At 45.8% G+C, this 20,258-nt stretch carries 19 protein-coding genes and 1 pseudogene; 11 read left to right on the plus strand and 9 right to left on the minus strand.

From position 1 onward, the window contains the following. The first annotated feature begins 65 nt into the window (after positions 1–65). Both ACQ86N_RS38975 and ACQ86N_RS38980 read left to right on the plus strand, forming a co-directional pair. On the plus strand, positions 66–560 hold the full coding sequence (locus ACQ86N_RS38975; protein WP_431211737.1) for an alpha/beta hydrolase family protein: 495 nt from the start codon (positions 66–68) through the stop codon (positions 558–560). Further along, positions 529–768, plus strand: a complete 240-nt coding sequence (locus tag ACQ86N_RS38980) for a hypothetical protein (RefSeq protein ID WP_431211738.1) — start codon at positions 529–531, stop codon at positions 766–768. Before ACQ86N_RS38975 ends, ACQ86N_RS38980 begins: the two co-directional genes overlap by 32 nt. Positions 769–948: 180 nt before the next feature. Here the strand turns inward: ACQ86N_RS38980 and ACQ86N_RS38985 are convergent, their stop codons facing one another. Both ACQ86N_RS38985 and ACQ86N_RS38990 read right to left on the minus strand, forming a co-directional pair. Beyond that, on the minus strand, positions 949–1,857 hold the full coding sequence (locus tag ACQ86N_RS38985) for a hypothetical protein (protein ID WP_431211739.1): 909 nt from the start codon (positions 1,855–1,857) through the stop codon (positions 949–951). A 3-nt stretch (positions 1,858–1,860) separates the two neighbouring features. Next, positions 1,861–2,157, minus strand: a complete 297-nt coding sequence (locus ACQ86N_RS38990; RefSeq protein ID WP_431211740.1) for a hypothetical protein — start codon at positions 2,155–2,157, stop codon at positions 1,861–1,863. 219 nt (positions 2,158–2,376) lie between these two features. Between ACQ86N_RS38990 and ACQ86N_RS38995 the strand changes: the two genes are divergently transcribed. Next, positions 2,377–2,583, plus strand: coding sequence for a hypothetical protein (locus tag ACQ86N_RS38995; protein ID WP_431211741.1), 207 nt, complete (start codon positions 2,377–2,379; stop codon positions 2,581–2,583). Between the two features lie 339 nt (positions 2,584–2,922). Beyond that, on the plus strand, positions 2,923–3,300 hold the full coding sequence (locus ACQ86N_RS39000) for a helix-turn-helix transcriptional regulator (protein ID WP_431211742.1): 378 nt from the start codon (positions 2,923–2,925) through the stop codon (positions 3,298–3,300). Positions 3,301–3,359: 59 nt separating this feature from the next. Here the strand turns inward: ACQ86N_RS39000 and ACQ86N_RS39005 are convergent, their stop codons facing one another. Beyond that, complete coding sequence (locus ACQ86N_RS39005; protein ID WP_431217774.1) at positions 3,360–4,505, minus strand: thioredoxin family protein; 1,146 nt, start codon at positions 4,503–4,505, stop codon at positions 3,360–3,362. A 366-nt stretch (positions 4,506–4,871) separates the two neighbouring features. Between ACQ86N_RS39005 and ACQ86N_RS39010 the strand changes: the two genes are divergently transcribed. The 7 genes from ACQ86N_RS39010 to ACQ86N_RS39040 all read left to right on the plus strand — a co-directional run bounded on the left by ACQ86N_RS39010 (position 4,872) and on the right by ACQ86N_RS39040 (position 15,086). Continuing rightward, the gene (locus ACQ86N_RS39010; protein ID WP_431211743.1) at positions 4,872–6,662 is read left to right on the plus strand and encodes a carboxypeptidase-like regulatory domain-containing protein; all 1,791 of its coding nucleotides are present in this window, start codon (positions 4,872–4,874) and stop codon (positions 6,660–6,662) included. Next, positions 6,646–6,873, plus strand: coding sequence for an outer membrane beta-barrel protein (locus ACQ86N_RS39015; protein WP_431211744.1), 228 nt, complete (start codon positions 6,646–6,648; stop codon positions 6,871–6,873). Before ACQ86N_RS39010 ends, ACQ86N_RS39015 begins: the two co-directional genes overlap by 17 nt. Positions 6,874–7,687: 814 nt before the next feature. Beyond that, on the plus strand, positions 7,688–10,171 hold the full coding sequence (locus tag ACQ86N_RS39020) for an alpha/beta hydrolase family protein (RefSeq protein WP_431211745.1): 2,484 nt from the start codon (positions 7,688–7,690) through the stop codon (positions 10,169–10,171). A 985-nt stretch (positions 10,172–11,156) separates the two neighbouring features. After that, entirely contained in the window at positions 11,157–11,924 is a 768-nt protein-coding gene (locus ACQ86N_RS39025; protein WP_431211746.1) for a hypothetical protein, read from the plus strand. A gap of 180 nt (positions 11,925–12,104) precedes the next feature. Beyond that, complete coding sequence (locus ACQ86N_RS39030) at positions 12,105–12,632, plus strand: hypothetical protein (protein WP_431211747.1); 528 nt, start codon at positions 12,105–12,107, stop codon at positions 12,630–12,632. Positions 12,633–12,724: 92 nt separating this feature from the next. Beyond that, positions 12,725–14,542 (plus strand): protein kinase domain-containing protein, encoded by a 1,818-nt coding sequence (locus tag ACQ86N_RS39035; protein ID WP_431211748.1) that lies wholly within the window; start codon positions 12,725–12,727, stop codon positions 14,540–14,542. A gap of 283 nt (positions 14,543–14,825) precedes the next feature. After that, positions 14,826–15,086, plus strand: a complete 261-nt coding sequence (locus ACQ86N_RS39040) for a hypothetical protein (RefSeq protein ID WP_431211749.1) — start codon at positions 14,826–14,828, stop codon at positions 15,084–15,086. A gap of 91 nt (positions 15,087–15,177) precedes the next feature. On the opposite strand, the gene ACQ86N_RS39045 is transcribed toward ACQ86N_RS39040, so the two are convergent. From ACQ86N_RS39045 to ACQ86N_RS39070, 6 genes and pseudogenes are all read right to left on the minus strand, one after another. Further along, positions 15,178–16,587, minus strand: a complete 1,410-nt coding sequence (locus ACQ86N_RS39045) for a RagB/SusD family nutrient uptake outer membrane protein (protein WP_431211750.1) — start codon at positions 16,585–16,587, stop codon at positions 15,178–15,180. Between the two features lie 951 nt (positions 16,588–17,538). Then, positions 17,539–18,039, minus strand: a complete 501-nt coding sequence (locus tag ACQ86N_RS39050; RefSeq protein WP_431211751.1) for a hypothetical protein — start codon at positions 18,037–18,039, stop codon at positions 17,539–17,541. Positions 18,040–18,303: 264 nt separating this feature from the next. Next, positions 18,304–18,642 carry a hypothetical protein gene (locus ACQ86N_RS39055; RefSeq protein WP_431211752.1) on the minus strand — a complete coding sequence of 113 codons (339 nt, stop codon included), beginning with the start codon at positions 18,640–18,642 and terminating at the stop codon, positions 18,304–18,306. 49 nt (positions 18,643–18,691) lie between these two features. After that, positions 18,692–19,162, minus strand: a complete 471-nt coding sequence (locus tag ACQ86N_RS39060; protein WP_431211753.1) for a TonB-dependent receptor plug domain-containing protein — start codon at positions 19,160–19,162, stop codon at positions 18,692–18,694. Continuing rightward, positions 19,101–19,559, minus strand: a pseudogene (locus tag ACQ86N_RS39065) (carboxypeptidase-like regulatory domain-containing protein); the annotation flags it as partial. The gene ACQ86N_RS39060 and the pseudogene ACQ86N_RS39065, both read right to left, overlap by 62 nt. A gap of 87 nt (positions 19,560–19,646) precedes the next feature. After that, the gene (locus tag ACQ86N_RS39070) at positions 19,647–20,030 is read right to left on the minus strand and encodes a hypothetical protein (protein WP_431211754.1); all 384 of its coding nucleotides are present in this window, start codon (positions 20,028–20,030) and stop codon (positions 19,647–19,649) included. Positions 20,031–20,258: the final 228 nt, after the last annotated feature.

Genomic DNA, 20,258 nt, shown 5'->3' on the forward strand with positions numbered 1-20,258 from the left:
CGGATGGGCCCAGTGACAGTATTGTATTAAAGGATATTGTTTGGGACCGGGGCTCACCGGCGGGCATGACGGAGTTGTTGATTCCGTCGAATGGGTCTTTGATGCCGGGGTTTATTTATCGCGCCAATGGGGCGGGGAAGCATCCGACGCTGGTGTTGCTGCATGGGTTTCCGGGGAATGAGCGGAATCTGGATCTGGCGCAGGTGGTGAGGGCGCATGGGTGGAATGTCATTTATTTCGACTATCGGGGTTCGTGGGGGAGCCAGGGTAAGTTTAGCTTCTTACACTGTGTGGAGGACGTCGTTAATGTCGTCGCGTTTTGTAAGCAATATCGGGACTCGCTGCGGATCGATACTTCGAATATTGTCCTGTTCGGGCATAGTATGGGGGGCTGGGTTTGTCTGAAGGCGCTGCAGCGGTTGCCGGGGGTGAAGAAGGGGTTTGCGCTTTCTACCTGGGATATTTATAAGGATCATGCGGAGTTGGGCAAGGGTCCGGGCTATTTTGTGCTGAACAGTCCGCCGAGTCATGCTGCTGGCGGATGTCAATGCCAATGCTAGTGCGATCCGGCTGGACCGGGATGGGGTGAGGCTGGCGGGGAAGCGGGTGGTGATGCTGGACGAGCATCATGCGAATGCGGCGCTGGCGGAGGCGTTGAAGTCGGCGAATAAGGCTGGGTTCGAATATTCGGTGTGGCCGACGGATCATCCTTTTACTAACCGGAGGGTGGCGTTGATGAAGAAGGTGTTGGAGTTTCTTGATAAGTAGGGTTAGCGGGGTGGTCCGCGAAATGGCGTATTTTAGGGGCTGACAGTTATGTTATGATAAAGGCCAATCGATCCGAATGGACCGGAATCTGCCGTGGTATGGTAAATATGGGTTTGAAGTATACCGGGAGCTGGATTTTGGGTACCGGCTTTTTTGTATGCGGCGTTTGTTGTGAGGGGTTTAGGGTTCCTTGAAGATGAGTCCTGGGTTGTTGGCGATAAAGTTGATTCCCTGCTGGAAATCCGCCCTGACGTTCTTGCATAGGTGTTCGGCCCATGCGGGTTCGTCTTCGTCCCGGATATAGGCGAAGAGGGCGAGGGCGTAGCCCCATTCCATCTGGGTGAGGTAGCCGGACTCGGACCAGCCGAAGCGTTTGTTGTCGGCGAACCACTGGAAGGCGGCGTTGGCGTTGAAGATGCCGAGGCCGAAGAAGATGGTGGTGAGGTCGGTGATCTGTTCGTTGTTCTCCTCCATTCTGCCGTCGCCGAGCAGTTTGATGTGTGCGATCTCGTGGGCGAGTACGGCGACCATGTTCTCGGGCTCGTCGAGCCATTTGCGGCCGAGTGAGATCTCGAATTTGTCGTTCTCGCCTTTGCCCCAGTACAGGCCGCCGGGGTTGCCTTCCGTGATATGTCTGAGGTTTTCGTCGTAGAAGTCGAGTTTGATGTTTTCGAGCGGGGTCTCCATTTGGCGGGCGACGATGGCGAGTGTTTCGAAGGCGCACCGTTCGCTGCCGTCGTATTTTACGGGGAAGTGTCTGCTTTCGGGTGTGAGGATCTTTCTTTTTAGTGTCTCATCTTTTCCGAAGATGTCGAGGAGGAGGAGGATGGCGTTCTCGAGCCAGACCCTTGTGTCTTCCCCGACGGGGCAGGCGTCGGGGTCGAAGGCCTTGCCGAGGTATTCTTCCTCTTCCTGTGCGGCGATACCGGAGATGTCTACGTCCAGGTTGCGTCTTGTGATTTCTTCTCTGACGACTTCCTGTGCCTCGGGGGTAAGGCCGGTCAGGTCCCGCAGGATGGTGATCATTTCCTTGTCGGACATTCTTTGGTAGTATTCGCGGACGAATTGTTTGTCTATTCCTGAGCTCATGGGTTATTGTTTTGTGTAGCGGGGCGCGACGGTTCCCGATCTGAAGGGGGTCGATTCTGCGAGTTTTAGTCTTTCCTGGAGGCTGAACCCTTGCAGCAGGCGTCTCCCTCTCCTACCAGCAGCCGCTGGACGACGAAGCTGGAATTCGTCGATGAGTCCGAGCTCCATGAGTTGGGAAGGGAGGTCTACGCCGCGGAGAAGTGCGGCGAAGTAGTCGAGGACCTCTTTTTCGCCGGCGAGTTTTGTGTGGTGGCAGCAGCCGTTGAGGGTGGTGTTGATTCCGAAGATGAGTTTCCGCATTCTTTTGTCGTTAATTGGGTGGCCCTGACCAAATTTACCGATTGCGGGCAAATCCGCAACAAGCCGACTTTGAAACATCTGGAGGAGAGGTTTGCCACAAATTTAGTCCAACGGGAGGAGCACAGGAAGAGAATAACTTTGGCGATCGACTGGACTTTTTACGAGCAATGCCTCAGTTATGAGGAGTTTCGAGATCAATTGAGGAGCGAAAATGTCCGAATGATCGATACCCGGGATGACTCACGGAAGGTGCAGCGGATCTGGTATGTCGACTTGTTGAATAAGGTTGTCTGGGACGCAGAAAGCCTTGGGCAGAAGTATGGGGCGAATGGAATACAGGAACGATGCATAACTGATGAGGAGTACAGGCAGCGGCAGAAAGAGGAGCAGGCCCTGACCTACCGGCAGCGGCAGAGGCATTATTAGGCTTATACTATTTGGATCCGCGAACCACCCGGCTTGCGATCTGCCCAAAAAGCAAAAGAAAGAAATGAAGAAATAATGCGTTGACCAATTTTTGAACATGCACGTGCATACGAACAAAGCCGCAACTAACCATCGCGGTTTCTGAAGCATCTCTGCATTCCGCGCTGGGCCTGCGTTCTCGTCCTTTAGTAAACCCGATTGTTTATTTAATCGTTAAGAAAAATTTGCTTTTGGGTGACAATGGTTCGTAAATTGGTAGTCCTATTAGAAATTATTTCCTGGTAAAGGCCCAAGAGTAGTAGTGCAAAACCTTATCACTATGCCGCGCAAAAACTAGTTGTGGGGTACGAATCCCCTATTGAGCGTACAAAACTTTACGACGTACCCGCAATTGAACTAGCAAAATCCATTATCGAGAAAGACCCTACTGCACATATCCATATTCCAATGTTGGCTGACAAAGCAGGAATTAATGAATTTAAATTGAAAGTAGGCTTTAGAGAGCTTTTCCAGTGTCAGCCCATATCAGTATCGACTGCAATTGTGCCTAAAAAAGCTAAAGGACTATTGGAGGACACCGACGATACAATTGACCAAATTGCGTCCAGGGCTGGATTTGAGACTTACAGCGGATTCAGTACGGCTTTTAAGAAAGCTTTTCAAATCTCACCAACAGAATACCGAAATAAGCACAACCAGACAAACAGTGCGGCCTAAATTATGGCCATATTATTGCCAGGTAGGCAAACCTTGCTTCATCTTGACAATATTTGCTTTTATCTCCTTGTCACCTGAATCGAGAGCAAATGCCTTTTGCTCATATTGAATTGCACTCTCCTTATCCCCCAGCTTGTAAACGATATTTGCATATGTGTCCAGATACCCCCATCCTCGGGATGGGCATCACAAATAATTTTCATCCATCTAGCGCATTTTTTAAGCGTAGTTCTGTCATCCGTGTGAACAAAGATCGTATTGTATATCGTATTGTTCGTATACAATGCACCATTGCCCGCCGTATCCAGGCCGAACTCCTCGATCAGCCTTACGTTATATTGCACAACATCCTGCCATTGTGCGTTAGCCTTACACCACGCAATTTGTTGTTTGAGAACCGTACGGTCAGCATATGCACGCCCATATTTGTCCTGCACTACCTGGTTTATCCGGGCCCACTCCTGCCTTTTAACCTTTACTGTGCCTGTTTGTTTCCATCTTTCTACAGCAGGCATTATATTTTCTCTGACGATCATGTGCTCGACAACGTCCCGGGAAAAACCGGCGTATGTCACCGAATCTGCTTCAAAGCTATTCTTAATGAAAATGGCAAAAGCCGGGCTATTTGAAGTTCGGACGTTCGATCCAATGAACCCTATGTTGGCTTCTTTATAAAGCTCATCTTTGTCCAACTTCAAAAGATATTTTTCTATATAAACATTTGCAACTTCGTATGCCTTTTGTCTTTCACCAATATCTTTCAGGGATTTCACCAACTCCGGCATCAAAGACAAATCTAATTTGCCTTCGTCGAATGTCCCAAGCAGGGTGTATATCTGATGCTCCGCGTCCCTGGCCCTATTCAGAGTTGCAAGGAACATGTCTTCCTGTTGAAAACCTACAGCACGATGTACTAGTTTTCCCTCGGGGTTAAAGAAAAGATAGGTAGGATATACTTCGACCTGGTATTTACTTGTAATAGCATTGGCCTCTGAATACCAACCTGTTGTATATTCGTCGTCCGATTTTGTGGTATCTAATTGTACCTTGATAGCAACGAAGTCATTGCGCATATGGTCACCCACCGCCTGTAGCGGATATACTTCCTTTTCCATTTTCTTACATGGAGCACACCAGGAAGTAAAGCAGTCGACCATCAGGAATTTCCCTTCTTTTTTGCCAACCGTTTTGCGTCCTCCAGTGATCTGACATTCCGATCAAACGTCACGCCCTGGGCCTTAATACATTGTAAACTCACAAAAAACAGCGTGAGAAAAACTAATCTCTGTCCCATAGTTAAGATTGTGTTGAGCCTGCGAAAACTTTTAATTACAACACTAAATCCAACTGCTTTAACCATGCAGGCAAAAACATATATTTACCCGCTAACAATAATCACTTGATTCTTAACACAATATAAAAATTAACGTTCCCTGACTCTGCAGGTTCCATTCAGTCCCATCTGCTAACTTTCCTGATCGATCCAAGAACGTGCGGAGACATCATGCTATAAAACCTTATCAACTACAGCGTAGGCTGACTCTTTGCTGCCTGGGCGTTGTATTTTTTTAATGGGCTACGGACAAACCCGGACCATAACAGGCAGGATAAAATGCAGCGAACAGGAAAAATATGTCTCTCTTGTCGCCGTCACACTTTTGAATTCAGATTCTTCTCTGGTTCTCTTTACAAGAACCGACAACCTGGGAAAGTTTAGGCTATCAGGCGAGGTCCCTGCCGGGCATTTTCTCCTTTTTTTGTCACACCCCTCATATTCAATTCTTTATCAATCTATTGCTATCAACTCAGACTCGCCGACCGATCTTGGAGAGTTACTTCTAAAACCAAGGATTGACAGCCTTCCCCCTGTAATCGTTAGCGGACCTTCAGGCAGGCCCCGGGTTAAACGGGACACGATAGAATTCAATACAGAAAATGTACACGTGCGCGCTAATGCAGTTGTCGACGAACTCCTGGGCAGACTCCCAGGCCTGCATGTCGATTTAAATGGAAACATCACTTACAACGGCCAAAGAATAGAAAAACTACTCGTTGACGGTGAAGATCTTTTTGGATCGGATCCATCGATAGTCACCCGCAACTTCGACGCGGACAGGATTGCCCGGGTCCAAATACTTGATCGCAAAAGTGATCGAACCACATTCACCGGCGTCGATGACGGAAGCAGAACAAAAACACTCAATTTAGTTCTAAAAGAAAACTCAAGAGATACCTATTTCGGAAATGCAGATGCAGGAAGAAATCTGCAGGGCATTTATGATGCCAACGATCTGATTGCATCCCTGCACAATAAGGAACAATTCACGGCGCTGGCAATGGCCACCAATACCGGGACGGTTGGATTCAGCAGTGACGTTGCGGGCACATCAGCCCGTGCCGGTATATTAAGCTGGAAGGGGGATGACCTGGGTACATCAGCCGGAAAAGGGATACCGCATTTTATTGCTACGGGCCTTCATTACGCAAATACCTGGGATAGAAGTGAGGGCCACATCAATGGTAACTATCAGTATGGACACCTATATACGAACCCAAATGCAACAAACATAATCACGCAGATTTTGCCAGACACATTGTATGTTCAAAATCAATCGAACCGGTCGTTCAACGCCCAAAACCAACACTATTTTGACCTTCTTTATGATTTTGACCCGGACACGCTCTCGTCCTTCAAGCTATCGGCCAACGGCAACACAGTTACCGGAAATAATATCTTCAATTCAAGTACAAATAGTAGTTTCAATAACAAAACCGTCAACGGCAATTTACGCAGCATCAATTCCTCCGTTAATCACGATAACTATTCCGGCACTGTATACTGGAGGTTACGAAGCAAAGTGAACCCGTCCCGCGTTTTCTCGATAATTTCAAGTCTCAGGAAAACAGAAAACCTCACCGATGCCAAACTGTACACATTAGACTACTATTACACTCCTACCGGTTCTATCCTGAGACAGGACACTGTTGACCAACAAAAACACCTATCGAATAATCAAACCGACGCTTCCGGCATAGTCAATTTTACTACACCCATATTTAAGAATGTCGTTGCCGCAATGAGCTATATACTCACTTATGAAAAAGCAGGAAATTCCCAAATAACCTTTGCCAAGAGCAACGGAAAATATATCATTCCCGTCGATAGCCTCAATAGTCGCTTTAAAGAGGAGACCTACGATCACCAATTGACCACTAATATTCAGGGAAAGACGAGGCGCCTCGAATACATCGCGGGGGCGGATCTGTTATCTCACTCCTATCACCGAGGAGGACCTTCTGGCCGGAACATCTCCGCATTACCATTATCTTTCATTTTCTCCGCATATGACAGCAAGGTTTAATCTGGATCCAAATACACAATTTAATCTGGAGTATAATTCCAATCCGGAATTGCCATCACCTGAAGATCTACGACCAACAAAGAACAATGCCGATCCAATCCATATTACCCTTGGCAACGCCGATCTTCGACCCGGATTCAGTCAGGCATTGACCCTAAACTATTCAAAACAAAAAAATGGATCGCTAATGCGTCTCTCCATTTGGGATTAAGCACTAACAGCATCAGCACCATGTCCTTCACTGATTCCCTTGGTCGCCAGGTGAGTCAACCACAAAATGTGAACGGAGGAAAGAACGCCTCCATAAACCTGTCTTTAAGCCGCAAGATATTAGGATATGATATTTCGTTAGGATCGGGCCTGGGGTACACACAATCAAGCAATTACGTTAATACATTTCTAAGCAGCAACAATAATTATCTGATGAGCGCCGGCCTCGGAATCAGCAGGTATATAGCCGAAAGTTATGCGTTCAGTCTTTTCTCCCAGTGTACGTATACGAGCCTTGTCAGTTCAGTCAACCGGCACGAACCTATTCATTACTGGACTCAAAACCAGGTTGCAACGTTGAGTATTTTCGCAATAAGGAAAATGGTGTTAAGCACGAATATCAATTATTCCTGGCAGGAAAAGGCAGGGGTGTCAGGAGGCAGCACCTCTGTTGCCTTACTTAATTCGTCGATCAGCAGAATGTACCTAAACAACCGGTTAACAGTCCGACTTTCTGCCTTGAATATCCTGAATCAGGCAAACGGAATTACCCAAAATATCTCTGGTAATGTTAACACTCAAAATTCGACAAATATTCTTGGAAGATACTGGCTACTCTCCCTGGCCTACCGCTTTGCGAAGGCATCTCATTAATAAATACCTAATGTTCAAGTAGTTATTTTGCAAAAAAATGCGTTACGGCTATCAAGACAACTCACCATCATGCCCAGGTATATAATAATATTAGCAGCCCTGAGTCTTTCAGAACTTCTGTCCGCCCAAAAACCCGCAATAACTCCTGCAACTTATGGCAAATGGGCAGAAATAGTGGGGTGCTCGATTTCCAACAATGGAAAATTCTTTTCGTATATCATAAACAACAGCCGTCCCGGGAAGCTACAATAATTCTTAAGTCTTTGGAAGGCCCACAATGGGAAAAGCAGCTGCGAGGAGTGGATTGTTCACTTTCCCAGGACAACAAAACCTATATCTTTTCCTCTGGCGACACCATTGGAATAGGAATCCTCGGGACTGATAAAATAGAATATTTGACGGGTATCGAAAATTACAGTGTTCGTAAATACGGGGCGGCGAAGGACTGGCTTGTTTACCGAAAAAACGCCTCGACCACGGATTTGTTCATTAAAGACCTTCAAACAGGAAAAGGACAATGCCATCCGCTGGTTAAAGACTATTGGTTCAGCAAGAATGGGGAGCGTTTGTTTTTGTACAAACAGCAGCCGTCGGACAGCACCACCAAACAGACCGTCGAATGCGTTGATTTAAGGAGCGGCAACAGCAGGAAAATCTGGCAGGGTCAGATGCTGAGGCGACCTCCTGCCGGACACAGAAGGAAACCTCGCAATTTTCGCTGGAAAGACAGGATCTTCAATTACCCCTCGATCATCGCCTACCGGTATGACCAAAATACAATTCAGTCTGTACAAATCAAATCGCCCGACACCCAAAACAGCAAATTCAATCTTTCCGGTGTAGAATCCATCAGTGACGATGGCGCCATCGTCTATTTTCGTTGGCAGCCAATAGGTGACACCACAAAACCGGATGGAGTTCCGGTAGATATATGGTCATATAAAGATGCCAAGCTCCAATCCCAACAATTACAGGAATCCAAAGAAACGCTCAATTACCTCGCCGCGATAAATCTTAGGGAAAGCATTACAATACCGATCGAAGATCGACTCCACAGGATCCAGTCATCTCAATCATCCAATTCGAAATACGCTATTATTCAGACCGTTGCCAACGAAAGTGCCGAAGGGGAATGGAATTGGAATGACAATGGGAAAACAACATTAAGTCTTCTGTCCCTCAAAGACGGATCCTGTCAAACTATAGATCCCCGGTTGACCAACTTAAAGATCGCTCCGCCGATCTGTCGTTTCTCGCCCGGCAATCGCTATATAGTCTATTACGACCCGTTGGATAAAAATTATTTCAGCTACAATATAGGTACGCGAAAATTATGCAACCTGACAAAAGCGATAACAACCACCTGGACAACCTATGAAAACAATGACATTCCTGCGGCAGCGTACCTGCCAATAGGGATCGCAGGCTTTCTTCGAGACGATAGTGCGGTTTTGCTATACGATCAACATGATATCTATTCCATTTCACTCGACGGGTCTCATACAGTTCAAAACCTGACAAATGGTTATGGCAAAAAACAAAATCTGGTTTTTAGGGTTTCCTTTGGCCACGGGAGTATAATGGATCCCAGCAAGCAAGTAATCCTCAGCTCGTTCAATATAAACAATAAAGATGACGGATTTTTCAAATTGCAGCCGGGAAGCCATAAAGACCCGAAGCAATTGAGTATGCAGCCTTTCATCCTCACAGGGACAGAAACCGGGGTTTATCAGGAGCCTATACGGGCCAGAGATACATCACTTTATTTGGTCCGTCGGATGAGTGCCTCAGAGCCAGCCAACTGGTTGCTGACTTCGGATTTCACGCATTACACGGCTCTGACAAACGTGCATCCGGAAAAAGCATATAACTGGCTATCAACGGAGCTGATAACCTTTAGGACTCTTGCAGGAGTGCAGTCCCAGGGCATCCTGTACAAACCGGAAAATTTTGACCCCACCAAAAAATATCCCCTGCTCATCACTTATTATGAAAGAGCCTCCCAGTCACTCCATGCTTTTATTTACCCCGAACCAACTGCAGGGCCGCTCGAAATCCCGTTTTACGTAAGCAACGGTTATCTGGTATTTGTTCCGGATATTCATTTTCAGATAGGTTCGCCAGGTAAAAGCTCCTACAATACAGTCGTCGCAGCCGCCAGCCTGCTGTGCAAACGTCCCTACATCAACAAATCCAAAATGGGCATTCAGGGCCATAGTTTCGGTGGCTTCCAAACTAACTACATTGTAACTCATAGCCATATATTTGCCGCCGCCATGTCCAGTTCGGGAATGTCGGATTTTGTCAGTATATATGGAAGTATTGTCAGGGGAGGCCACAGCAGACAGCTTCAATATGAATTATATAGAGACCGAATGGGTGCAACACTCTGGGATATACCGCAAAAATATATCGAAAACAGTCCGGTCATGAGGGCTGATAAGGTGACAACTCCCATCCTCCTGATGGCGAATAAAGAAGACGGAGACGTACCCTATACTCAAGGTGTAGAGTTCTTTACCGCATTGAGGCGTCTGGGAAAAAAGCGTGGATGCTTCAATATGACGGCTCCGGCCATTTTGCAAACGGCAGGAGCGCTGACGATCTCAGTTGTCGTGCATTTCAATTCTTCAACTACTACTTAAAAGATTCTCTTCCACCCGTCTGGATGACATCCGGGGTCCCGGCCAGGCTAAAAGGCATAAGAAGCGGTCTGGACCTGGACTCTACTGGTCAAACGCCATAATGTGTCTTACCGATCCAGGATACATATCCTTTTTTAATACAAATTCATCCTTTTTGGAAACGCGTGCTATCTTACCTTAGATAAATAATCGACGCGACTCTACATAAACATTGATTAAACCTTATTTTATGCATGATCCCCTTCTTCCAGTCGGGAAGTATCGATCATTTGTTGATACCTGCAAATCCCGCATAGCTATCCACCGAATTCCTTAATCGTTTACGCTCCTAAGGACAGTTCCGGTCCCAGTCAGCTCCCTAAGCGCTCAAATTTCCTTAGATAAACCTGCCATGAATACATCTCAGCCATTCATTCAATATACTAAAAAGGACAGTCATGCCAGAAAATATGTCCTTTTTGCGCTTGCACTGAGCGCGCTGCAATTTATAGTTTTTAAATTCATGTATCCTTATGCTGATTTCTTTTCAGATTCATATAGCTACCTATTTGCAGCCTCTGCAAACCTCGACATCAGCATTTGGCCGATTGGCTATTCGAAGTTCCTGCAACTGATACACTGGATTACACCTTCCGATACATTCCTCGTATCCGTCCAGTATTTCTTAATGCAGTTTGCCGCAATCTATTTTTTTCTGACGATCATATACAACTATTCCCTGAGCAAGCTGAACCAAAGAATACTCTTCGCCTTCCTCTTTCTAAATCCTCTCTCTTTATACCTATGCAACACTGTCAACAGCGATGCAATTTTCGGTTCCCTAAGCCTGCTTTGGTTCACGCAACTAATATGGATCCTTAGAATACCGTCTTTAACAAACCTTTTCCTGCATTCCGTTTTGCTTTTTCTTTGCTTTACTATAAGAAACAACGCTTATTATTATCCAATAGCCTCCCTGTGTGCAATTTTACTATCCCACCAGAGTATGAAATTAAAGGTCCTCAGTTTTCTACTACCGTTCGTGTTGATAGTTCCCTTCATATTGTATTCGAGAGCCGCCTCATACAAAATGACGGGCATACGACAATTCTCATTCTTCACCGGCTGGCAGCTTGCCAATAATGCAATGTATATTTACGACCAGATCAATGTCGACAGCAATAGTTTGCCTACGGCTGAAGCAAGGCACCTCAACCGCTATATGATAAGGTTCCTAAAACGATTCAATCAGGACGGGTATCGGGACTATCTCGAAGCATTCCAGGGGAAACTTCTTTATCAGATATGCAGAATCACCGTTAAAGGCGTACTTTTCAATAAACTATCCTTCAACGGGGAGATCAATACCGTTAAGAATTGGGGCCGGGCGTCAGCTGATTTCGAGCCCTTCGGGAAATACCTCATCGTCCATCATCCAGTCGCATACGCGAGGTATTTCATGCTCCCGAATACGCGTCATTACTTCGTACCTCCGCTTCTTCACCTGGAGCAATACAATTATTATGGAGTAGATTCTATCGAACCCATTGCCAAAGACTGGTTTCACTACCCGTCGCTCAAAGTGCACTGTGTATCCCGCGGCCTTCAGGGTTTCCTTATTGCCTATGTGGCCTTTTTCCTGCTGTTCAACGTTTATATCGTTTGGCAATTAATACGACACCTGGCCCGTGCGGGTTTCAGATCGTTCCTGCACCACTTGCCCAAGAGCATATCTGGTAGCGCTATTATTTCTTTTATGCAATTTTATCTTTAGTGTTTTTGCTACTGTCAACATCTTACGCTATCAGTATATCCCTATGTTTATCCTGTTGACATTTGGATTGCTGTTTGACTCATTGGCATTGCCAAGGACTTTCACCGAAAAAACTCACCGGCAGCTAAAAAACAGGCCATAATTCTATGAAAATAGCTGACAATATGCAAACTACAAACATTGCCACACTCGACCCGCCAGTGCGTGCGGTCAATGACCATGCCGGTTCTGCGAATTGCCGGGATCTTTTGGAATCCAGATCCATCTCATTCACTCCAGCGAGCCCGTATTTGCAAAATAGGTAATATCGAGGAAAAACCATCATGGGTGTTATACGTATCCGTAATTAAGACCGAACTTATTCAACTTCTGCAAGATATCGTCCCGGCATTGTCTTCGGCTGGTGTTGCCTTTAAAATCCCCGAAAGCAAAGACGTCGCCAAGCGAATTTTAGATGGCGGTACGGGCAATGAAAAAGTCGGCAAGATCATATGCATATACCCGAAAGAAGACGAACTCGCCCGAATTGCAAAGTTATTGATACCGCTCACTATTGACACAAAGGGCCCCTCAGTTCCGAATGCCAGGCTCTTAGGCGGAAGCGTTTATGCAGCCTACGATCCGCTGCAATCGCCTCTACCGAACAGGATCGACTGGCCCTTTGATGATATCAGCCCTGAAACTCCACCCAGGGAAAACTGCTCCTAAATTACAGGTATCGACCGATTTCAATAATTAAACCGGATATCAAGGGAAGAGTAATACAGGCAAATTACTTCAAAAACCTCCTAAACATTAAAATGTGCATCATAAAAGAAGGGGTGAAAAATATGTGGTCTGACGATTTTGGGCGCGATATCGTCGACCGGTTAAAATGGCAATACGAGTTGTATCAGGATCTTGACGGCTACCTGCCCACGCCAAAAATATTCGACATATACGAGGAGGAGGGCAATACCTATTTGGCTATGGAGTATATAAAAGGGGTGTCTCTAAGTGAAAAGCTCCAAAAAATATACAATGACTCAAGCTGGTTCACTCTTCAGCGTGAAACAAAACTGGAACTAATCGATCTCGCGGTAAAGATCCTGGACCTGACGGAGAAACTGCATAACAAAGAATATGTACATAGGGACATAACACCGGCAAATTTCATCATCGACAGGAAAGGCGATGTCTTTTTGATAGACATGGAACTAACCTATTCCCTGACTTCCGCAAAACCAAGCCCGCCCTTTGGGCAGGGGACACCGGGATACATGTCTCCGGAGCAAATGAACAGGAGTGTCCCAACCTTTAAGGAAGATATCTATGCACTTGGCGCCCTTCTAATTTCAATTCTCATGGGTTTGTCCCCGTCCAAGATCGATTCCTATGCTGGTAAAAATCGCTCCAGGTATTTAACCTATTTCACCGATAATGAGAACCTGGCAGACCTTATCAGCAAATGCTTATCCGGGATACCCCAAAACAGACCTACATTGAAAGAGCTGGCCAACACTGTTCGGGAATACCGGCAAAAGATCCAGGACGCCGATGCCCTGCCGATCCACGATCGGCATCTGCCTGCCAGCGCCTTCCAGAATTTTGAATTAATCCAATCAGGCCTGGAATCACTGGCGTCATATCTTGCCATCTCGCAAGATGGTATTTGGATCTCACGTAAGGATTCGGCTGAAATGGAGAGTGTGCTCCTGGATGAGAGAATACCTTTGCCTGGTTTCAGAAAAGGCATATCCGGCGTTATGTTCCTTTTGGCCTGGGCCAGGCGTGCGGGCTACTCAATCGAAAAACTGGCGTCATTATACGACACCAATTTCAGATACCTAAGGGAAAACTTTACTCTTAGTACGCCTGATATAGTCCCGGGATTATTCGACGGGCGTGCAGGAATGGCGATCGCGATCAACGAGGGAATTCAAGGTCACCTTCTAGATGCCGCCGGCGTTGGGCATCTCAGCGATTATTTCCTGAATCCTGACCTTACAGACCTAACCATCGCAAATGGTATCTCCGGACAGGGTTTATCCTTACTGAACTGCCGGTTTAATCTCGAACAGGCCTTTTTGGACTCCCAGCTTTCCCGGATCGTTTCGACTCTACTGGCCCGTCAGCAAAAAGACGGATCCTGGAATATACCACGAGAAACAGGAAGAAAAAATGACTATTACGTCGGCGTCTCACACGGAGTTGCAGGTATTCTTTGCTTTCTTATCGCGTACTCGGAATATAAGAATGACGAACAGGTATCCAAATCGATCAGGCAGGGCTTAGGCTGGCTGATCAAACACGCGAAGAAAACTAACCGGCATTTCGAATGGCCTATTAGCACAAAGGGCAATAATATCGAAAACACGAGTGCTGCGGTTGGTACACCGGGTGTCGCACTAACTTTTATACGCGCATATCGTCTGTTGAGAGATCCCTTATATAGGTCCATTGCGGAAAACGCACTGCTTGGTCTGCCGGCACAGCCTATATCGGCTGACTACTCGCAACTCCATGGTCTTGCGGGCCTGGGGGCGTATATGTCGAAGCCACCAGAGCTTTCGAATCCGAAGAATGGGAAAAGAGGGTACAATGGATCACGGGAGTGTTCACCCATACCCCCTTGCTAACAAATAAGAATTCTCCTTTTTATTGGTCAATGAACAACTTTCTTGAATTCGAAGTGGATCTATTGAGCGGAATATCCGGAGTACTATATTTTCTAATTCAGGCATCATCACACGAAATAACCATACCCCATGCATTAGTTATGTACAGGTAACAAACCGAATTGAAATAATTTTCTCTTTCTGCAGGTAGAGAAAACAGGAGAAGCCGAAAACCTGAGACAGAGTAGGCTATACATTAAACCTAAGTTTTTATCACTTTTTGATTTACAAAAGTGAACATGTCATGAAAAAATCAAATATCATCATCGCCTCTTCGGCTTTGGTTCTTGCATTTGCCGCAGCTTTCACAACTCGCGGAGCCAAACACCTCAAAGCCTTTACGAAGGTTGGAGCCTGTCATTTTATCCAGATCGTTACCGCGACCGCGGTTAAGGTAGGAACTCCTAAAACCATCAAATTTAACAACGTAACGGCCTTCACTGGTAAGACAACGGCTGGTGTTCCAACATGTGGAACCAGAAAATTGTGGACTATTGCCGACTAACAGCGTGATAAAACAAATATGGGTTAACTCCTTCCGAGTTAACCCATATTAAATACTTACAACCGTGGGGTGTAGTTCCAAACTGAAACTGCTAGTACCCGGGGTTTTGAACTAAATTAACGGCCGTTTGGATGTCTGATAACGGCAGCGGATATAACTGCTGGTGCGTCCCCCACGGATTCCCTTTCTGAAGTGAAACTTTACTCATGACGGAGTCTATGGCGCCAGTTCGTTTTAGGTCCAGCCACCTTTGACCTTCAGCAAACAATTCAACCTGTCTTTCGTGCGCCACGGCACTGATAACCTGGGTTTGGTTTAATGCAGGATCCAGGTCCGACAAGCCCGCCCGCTCACGAATAGCATTTATGTCGGCAATAGCAAGGTCCAATTTATTCTGCCTTGCCCGTGCCTCCGCCCGATTCAGATATTGCTCACCAATCCTAAGCACCATCGAATACTCCTTCAGCGAGCTAGACGTCGACGAGTTGTCTTTATATTTATTGGGAAAGCTCCATGTGGAAGTACCATCTGTATAGCTACCTATCCAATTTACCATTCTCTGATCACCTGAATCAAATGCGTTTAGGAGTTGGGGACTAATCGAACAACAATTTTCCAGAGCCGACGTGGTTCCTGGCCGTTTTATCAAAATAAACCCATCCCCATCAGGTGTCGACACAGACGATGTATTAGGCATTAGCTGCCAGATAGCTTCCTTGCTGTTCTTTAAGAATACAGACGAAAGATCTACAAGGGAGAAAAGGGACGTATTATTTATTACCGTTGACGCTTCCAATTCGGCACTGTCATATTTTGACGACAGCAGGTATACGCGCGATAACAAAGCAGATGCTGCCCACGTAGTAGGCCTAACCCGATCTTCCGTTTCTGTGGTATCCGTCGCATCCAGATATTTTTGGCTCAGGCTAGTTTTTGATGCCCGCAAGTCTGAAACAATTTGTTGCAGTACTTGCGCACGCGGCGTTCTCGCAAGCAACGTGTTAGTCTTATAATCGGTTGACGTGATTAACGGAACATCGCCATACAAACTTGTTAGGTTAAAATACCAATATGCACGACCAAAATATCCTTCCCCAAGTAGTAAATTCCTGACAACAGGAGAGATTAACTTTGCATTCCTGGTATTTTCAATGATCGCGTTCTCCTGATATATATAGTTAAAGGCTGTTCCCCATATGAGTCCATTTCCGTCGGCTTGTGCTTTAAGCGCATTTCGGTAAAGATCAATATAGGTTAGTCCCGACGAAAAATTAGTAAACTCGTCTGCCGACAAGCCGGTAGACGCATTTAAGGTGTAAGGAACACTAAGCATTTGCGCATATATGGATAGCTGCGCCGCAATCGCCGTGTTATCATTATTAAACACACTGGCAGTCGTTACCTGATTACTAGGTACGTCGACTTCAACCAACTTCTTACATCCAATCACTATTGACAATGGCACTGTAAGTAACAAAAGGATAATATATTTTAATCTCATATTTTATACGTTTTTATGTTTCACACTTCCTATAAACCCAATTGAATGCCTGCCGTCACCATCCTCAATGGAGGCAATGAGAGACCATTCACTTCCGGATCAAGTCCTTTATATCCCGTTATAGTAAGCAGATTTTGACACTGGATGTATACTTTCGCATTTTGAAGATTTACTTTATGCTGCCATTGCGCAGGCAAAGTATACGAAAATGTCAGGTTCTTAAGGCGAATAAATGAGGCGTCACCAATTATGTAGTCGCTGGACCTGGCGTTGTTAAATGCATCCGATGCCGAACCGGCACCTGGTATACTTTTCAAATTTTGCCTGCTGTCCATTAGTTTGCCAATGATCGAGCACAAAATCTGGCTGATTCGAATTAACGGTGCCTGGAGCCTGAAAGATCGTCACGAAATCATACGAAGTCTGTTTGACAAATTGAAAAAGAAAATCTAAATGAAAATTATTGAGCGTAAATGAATTGGAAATCCCTCCAAAATACTTCTGAGTCACTTCCTTAAGGAACTGCTGATCATTGATATCAAGTTGACCGTCCTTATTGACGTCCTCGAAACTGTAAATTCCCTTTATTGGCATCGACGCCGGTGTAGTGATATAAGAACGGTACAAACAATGATTTTCCTATAACAAATAAATTTTTATATGAAGACGTTGACAGTCCGGGAAAAGACACCAGTTTATTCCTCGGGAGCACTGATATTAGCAGACGTGCTCCAGGAAAAATTCTTTGTCCTTATATTTATTGTGTTTAGCACAAATTCCAACCCTGAATTTTGCACGGTGGCTGGTAGGTTCGCCTCAATAGAAGTAAACCCATCAATATGAGGTAGTGTATAGTTTAGGAGTTGATTATTGCTTCTGTTTCTGTAGTAGTTGGCACTCACTATAATACGATCCTTAACAAATCCCAGTTCAATACCTCCCTCCAGCTTTTTAACCAAGCTCCCAGCCAAAATAGGGATTCGCAATTTGCGTCGGATAGAAACCGATAACCCCCTGATAGGGAGAGGCCGTATATGGGAAATAGGTGCTTAAATACTTGTAATCTGAAATTTGGTCGTTACCCGATGATCCATAGCTCGCCCTTAATTTGCCGAAACTCAAAAGAGGGATATTGTCTTGTATAAACTTTTCCTTTGAGAATATCCATGCCGCTCCGATTGCACCAAAATTCCCAAATTGTTTGCCGGGTCCGAATCGGCTGCTGCCATCTCTACGGGCTGTCACATTAATGATATACTTATCCAACCAATTATAATTCAGACGGCCGAAGAGCGCATTGTATCGGTATACAGAGCTGGAACTTCCAAATACAACTACTAATGAAGCGGCGCTTACGTTGGGGATTAAGGCATCGGAGGTAAACCCTGTGGCGTACTGACCAAGGCTATTTTGGACATTCTTCTGGATAGTTGAACCAACGAGGAAGTCCAATTTTCCTTGTCCAATCTTATGAACGTAGTTAATCTGAGGCTCTACGATCCATGTATTCAGGTTACTGGTGGCAAATGTATTAATTCTATTGTAGGGTGACGGTGGTCCATATATCGCAGTAGAAGGTTCCTGATTCGTCTGATCCATTCGAATATGCGTATACCCAAAGCTGCTCTTTATTGTCAGCCCGGAAAAAGCTTATACTCCAGGTTTAAATTCCCCAACAGATTTTCAGCTTTTGCATTTGCCGTTTGAAGGTTTATACTAATGGGGTTCACCTAGCGTCCCCTGCTGCCAGTTGATGTTTCCGTTCGCGTCATACAAAGACGGAGCATCCGGAGCCAGGGTTATATATTGCGTATAGTCTACCTGCGGCAATAAATTGTTATCATTAACATATTGAGCGCTAAATAAAGCACGAAATTTCTGGTTTACAGAAACGTGGTTAATGTTGACGTGCGCCGAAGCCTTCTGATCAGAGAAAGTCCCGGGAAAAACAGTTGTCTGGCGTATGTATCCTCCGCCCAGCACGAATTGCGTGTTGGCTGTACCACCTGACAGCGATGCCTGGGCATTGGTAAAGCGGGCCGTACCTCCGATCATCGCCTTTTGCCAATCTGTATAGCGTGTAGAATCCCAGAGTCCATTGATGTCATAGTCGCTTGACCCAGGGGACAATATTGGCCGCCGGATTTTCGACTGAGTCGTTGTAGAAGGCCTCGTGCCTCATGGCCAAATACTGTTTGGTATTGAGCATTTTAAGCTTTCTCGCGACATTACCAATTCCACTATAAACATTTACGTCTATTCTACTTTGTCCGGCCTTACCTTTTCTGGTTGTGATGAGAATGACCCCATTGGCTCCGCGCGAACCGTAGATAGCGGTAGCATCCGCGTCTTTCAGAACCTCGATGCTCTCAATATCCGACGGATTAAGGCTGTTGAATGGACTTAGCCCCTGATTCCCTCCGTTACTCGGGTTTCCGAGCGCTCCGCCCCCAATATCCTGGCTGGTGAGGCTCGTCGATGAAAAAGGCACTCCATCGACGATATACAAAGGGTTATTCCCATTTTGAATGCTGTTCTGGCCCCGTAACAAGATCGTATATGCCGATCCGGGCATGCCTGAGGCCTGCGCAATATAAAGGCTCCGGAACACGGCCCTCAAGCGCCATGATGGGATCCGATACAGGTTGTTTCTGAATATCCTCTCCCTTTACCTTTGTTACAGATCCGGTATTTAGCCTGTCAGTGGTTGTATAGTACCCCTTCACTACCGTCTCGTCAAGTATGCTATGCATTTGTTTGAGATCCGCCACGACCCTTCCTTCATGGTTATCGACCAGGAGAACCGCCGTTCTCGTTTCATATCCTACAAACGATATTTCAACTTCGTATTCACCATTTGGCACATCACGGATTACAAATTCCCCATTCTCGTTCGTCATTCCTGATTTCTTCAGTTTTTTTATTGTGACTGACGCTCCTGCCAGTGGTGTTCCGTTTTCCGACTTGACGAGACCGGTTACAGACGGGGATTTCCGACCTCATGACCACCTGATCCATCCAATGCCGATTTGGCTCCACGCTTTATAAAAATGGTACGATCATGTATCGAGTATTCGAGAGACTGCCCTTTCAACGAAGCCTCGAAGGATTTCCTCAACGGAAGCTTCTGTCATTTCAACTGTCACCGGATGGGTTCCTTTTAATACGGCGACATCATAGAAAAAGACATACGGGGTCTTTTTCTCGATCACGGAAAATAACTTCTCAAGCGAACCATTGCGAAATGAAATGCTCAGCTTTTGGGCGTCGGCGGATTTTGCGCCGACTTGAAAGCAGGTAATCAATACTAATAGAGCTGTTAGTTTCACACCAAGTAACAGGGTTTTTATATTCTGTGGCAATGATAACATCAGTCGGTTTGCGAATGGCATGGCTTCGCCAAACGCTCCCCGTTCGACGGGAGCATTGTAAAAAAATTTCATACATTTGTTTTGTGTGGGTTATTGTCTTTGTTAGTCTCTGAAGCGGCTTGCAGAGTTAGCCCGCCAAGTTGTAAAGAAGGACGGTTGCCGCCGTCTTTCTTTTTGGGCATGACTCGAATACAATTTGACTAGTCATCGTATATCGGGGATAGAGGTCCCGTCTGTTGCATATAATCGGTTTTTTTGTGGTTCCCGCGCCCAATGGGACCAGCGGTTAGCAAAATAGCC

It is taken from the genome of Puia sp. P3 (assembly GCF_050632245.1).
In the GTDB taxonomy this organism is placed as follows: Bacteria; Bacteroidota; Bacteroidia; order Chitinophagales; family Chitinophagaceae; genus Puia.

Excerpts from the sequence above, each read along its gene's own strand:
- ACQ86N_RS38975 (WP_431211737.1), top strand. The coding sequence starts at position 66 with ATGACGGAGTTGTTGATTCCGTCGAATGGGTCTTTGATGCCGGGGTTT.
- ACQ86N_RS38980 (WP_431211738.1), top strand. The coding sequence starts at position 529 with ATGCTGCTGGCGGATGTCAATGCCAATGCTAGTGCGATCCGGCTGGAC.
- ACQ86N_RS38985 (WP_431211739.1), bottom strand. The coding sequence starts at position 1,857 with ATGAGCTCAGGAATAGACAAACAATTCGTCCGCGAATACTACCAAAGA.
- ACQ86N_RS38990 (WP_431211740.1), bottom strand. The coding sequence starts at position 2,157 with ATGCGGAAACTCATCTTCGGAATCAACACCACCCTCAACGGCTGCTGC.
- ACQ86N_RS38995 (WP_431211741.1), top strand. The coding sequence starts at position 2,377 with ATGATCGATACCCGGGATGACTCACGGAAGGTGCAGCGGATCTGGTAT.
- ACQ86N_RS39010 (WP_431211743.1), top strand. The coding sequence starts at position 4,872 with ATGGGCTACGGACAAACCCGGACCATAACAGGCAGGATAAAATGCAGC.
- ACQ86N_RS39015 (WP_431211744.1), top strand. The coding sequence starts at position 6,646 with ATGACAGCAAGGTTTAATCTGGATCCAAATACACAATTTAATCTGGAG.
- ACQ86N_RS39020 (WP_431211745.1), top strand. The coding sequence starts at position 7,688 with ATGGGCAGAAATAGTGGGGTGCTCGATTTCCAACAATGGAAAATTCTT.
- ACQ86N_RS39025 (WP_431211746.1), top strand. The coding sequence starts at position 11,157 with ATGAAATTAAAGGTCCTCAGTTTTCTACTACCGTTCGTGTTGATAGTT.
- ACQ86N_RS39035 (WP_431211748.1), top strand. The coding sequence starts at position 12,725 with ATGTGCATCATAAAAGAAGGGGTGAAAAATATGTGGTCTGACGATTTT.
- ACQ86N_RS39040 (WP_431211749.1), top strand. The coding sequence starts at position 14,826 with ATGAAAAAATCAAATATCATCATCGCCTCTTCGGCTTTGGTTCTTGCA.
- ACQ86N_RS39045 (WP_431211750.1), bottom strand. The coding sequence starts at position 16,587 with ATGAGATTAAAATATATTATCCTTTTGTTACTTACAGTGCCATTGTCA.
- ACQ86N_RS39055 (WP_431211752.1), bottom strand. The coding sequence starts at position 18,642 with ATGATCGGAGGTACGGCCCGCTTTACCAATGCCCAGGCATCGCTGTCA.
- ACQ86N_RS39060 (WP_431211753.1), bottom strand. The coding sequence starts at position 19,162 with ATGCCCGGATCGGCATATACGATCTTGTTACGGGGCCAGAACAGCATT.
- ACQ86N_RS39070 (WP_431211754.1), bottom strand. The coding sequence starts at position 20,030 with ATGAAATTTTTTTACAATGCTCCCGTCGAACGGGGAGCGTTTGGCGAA.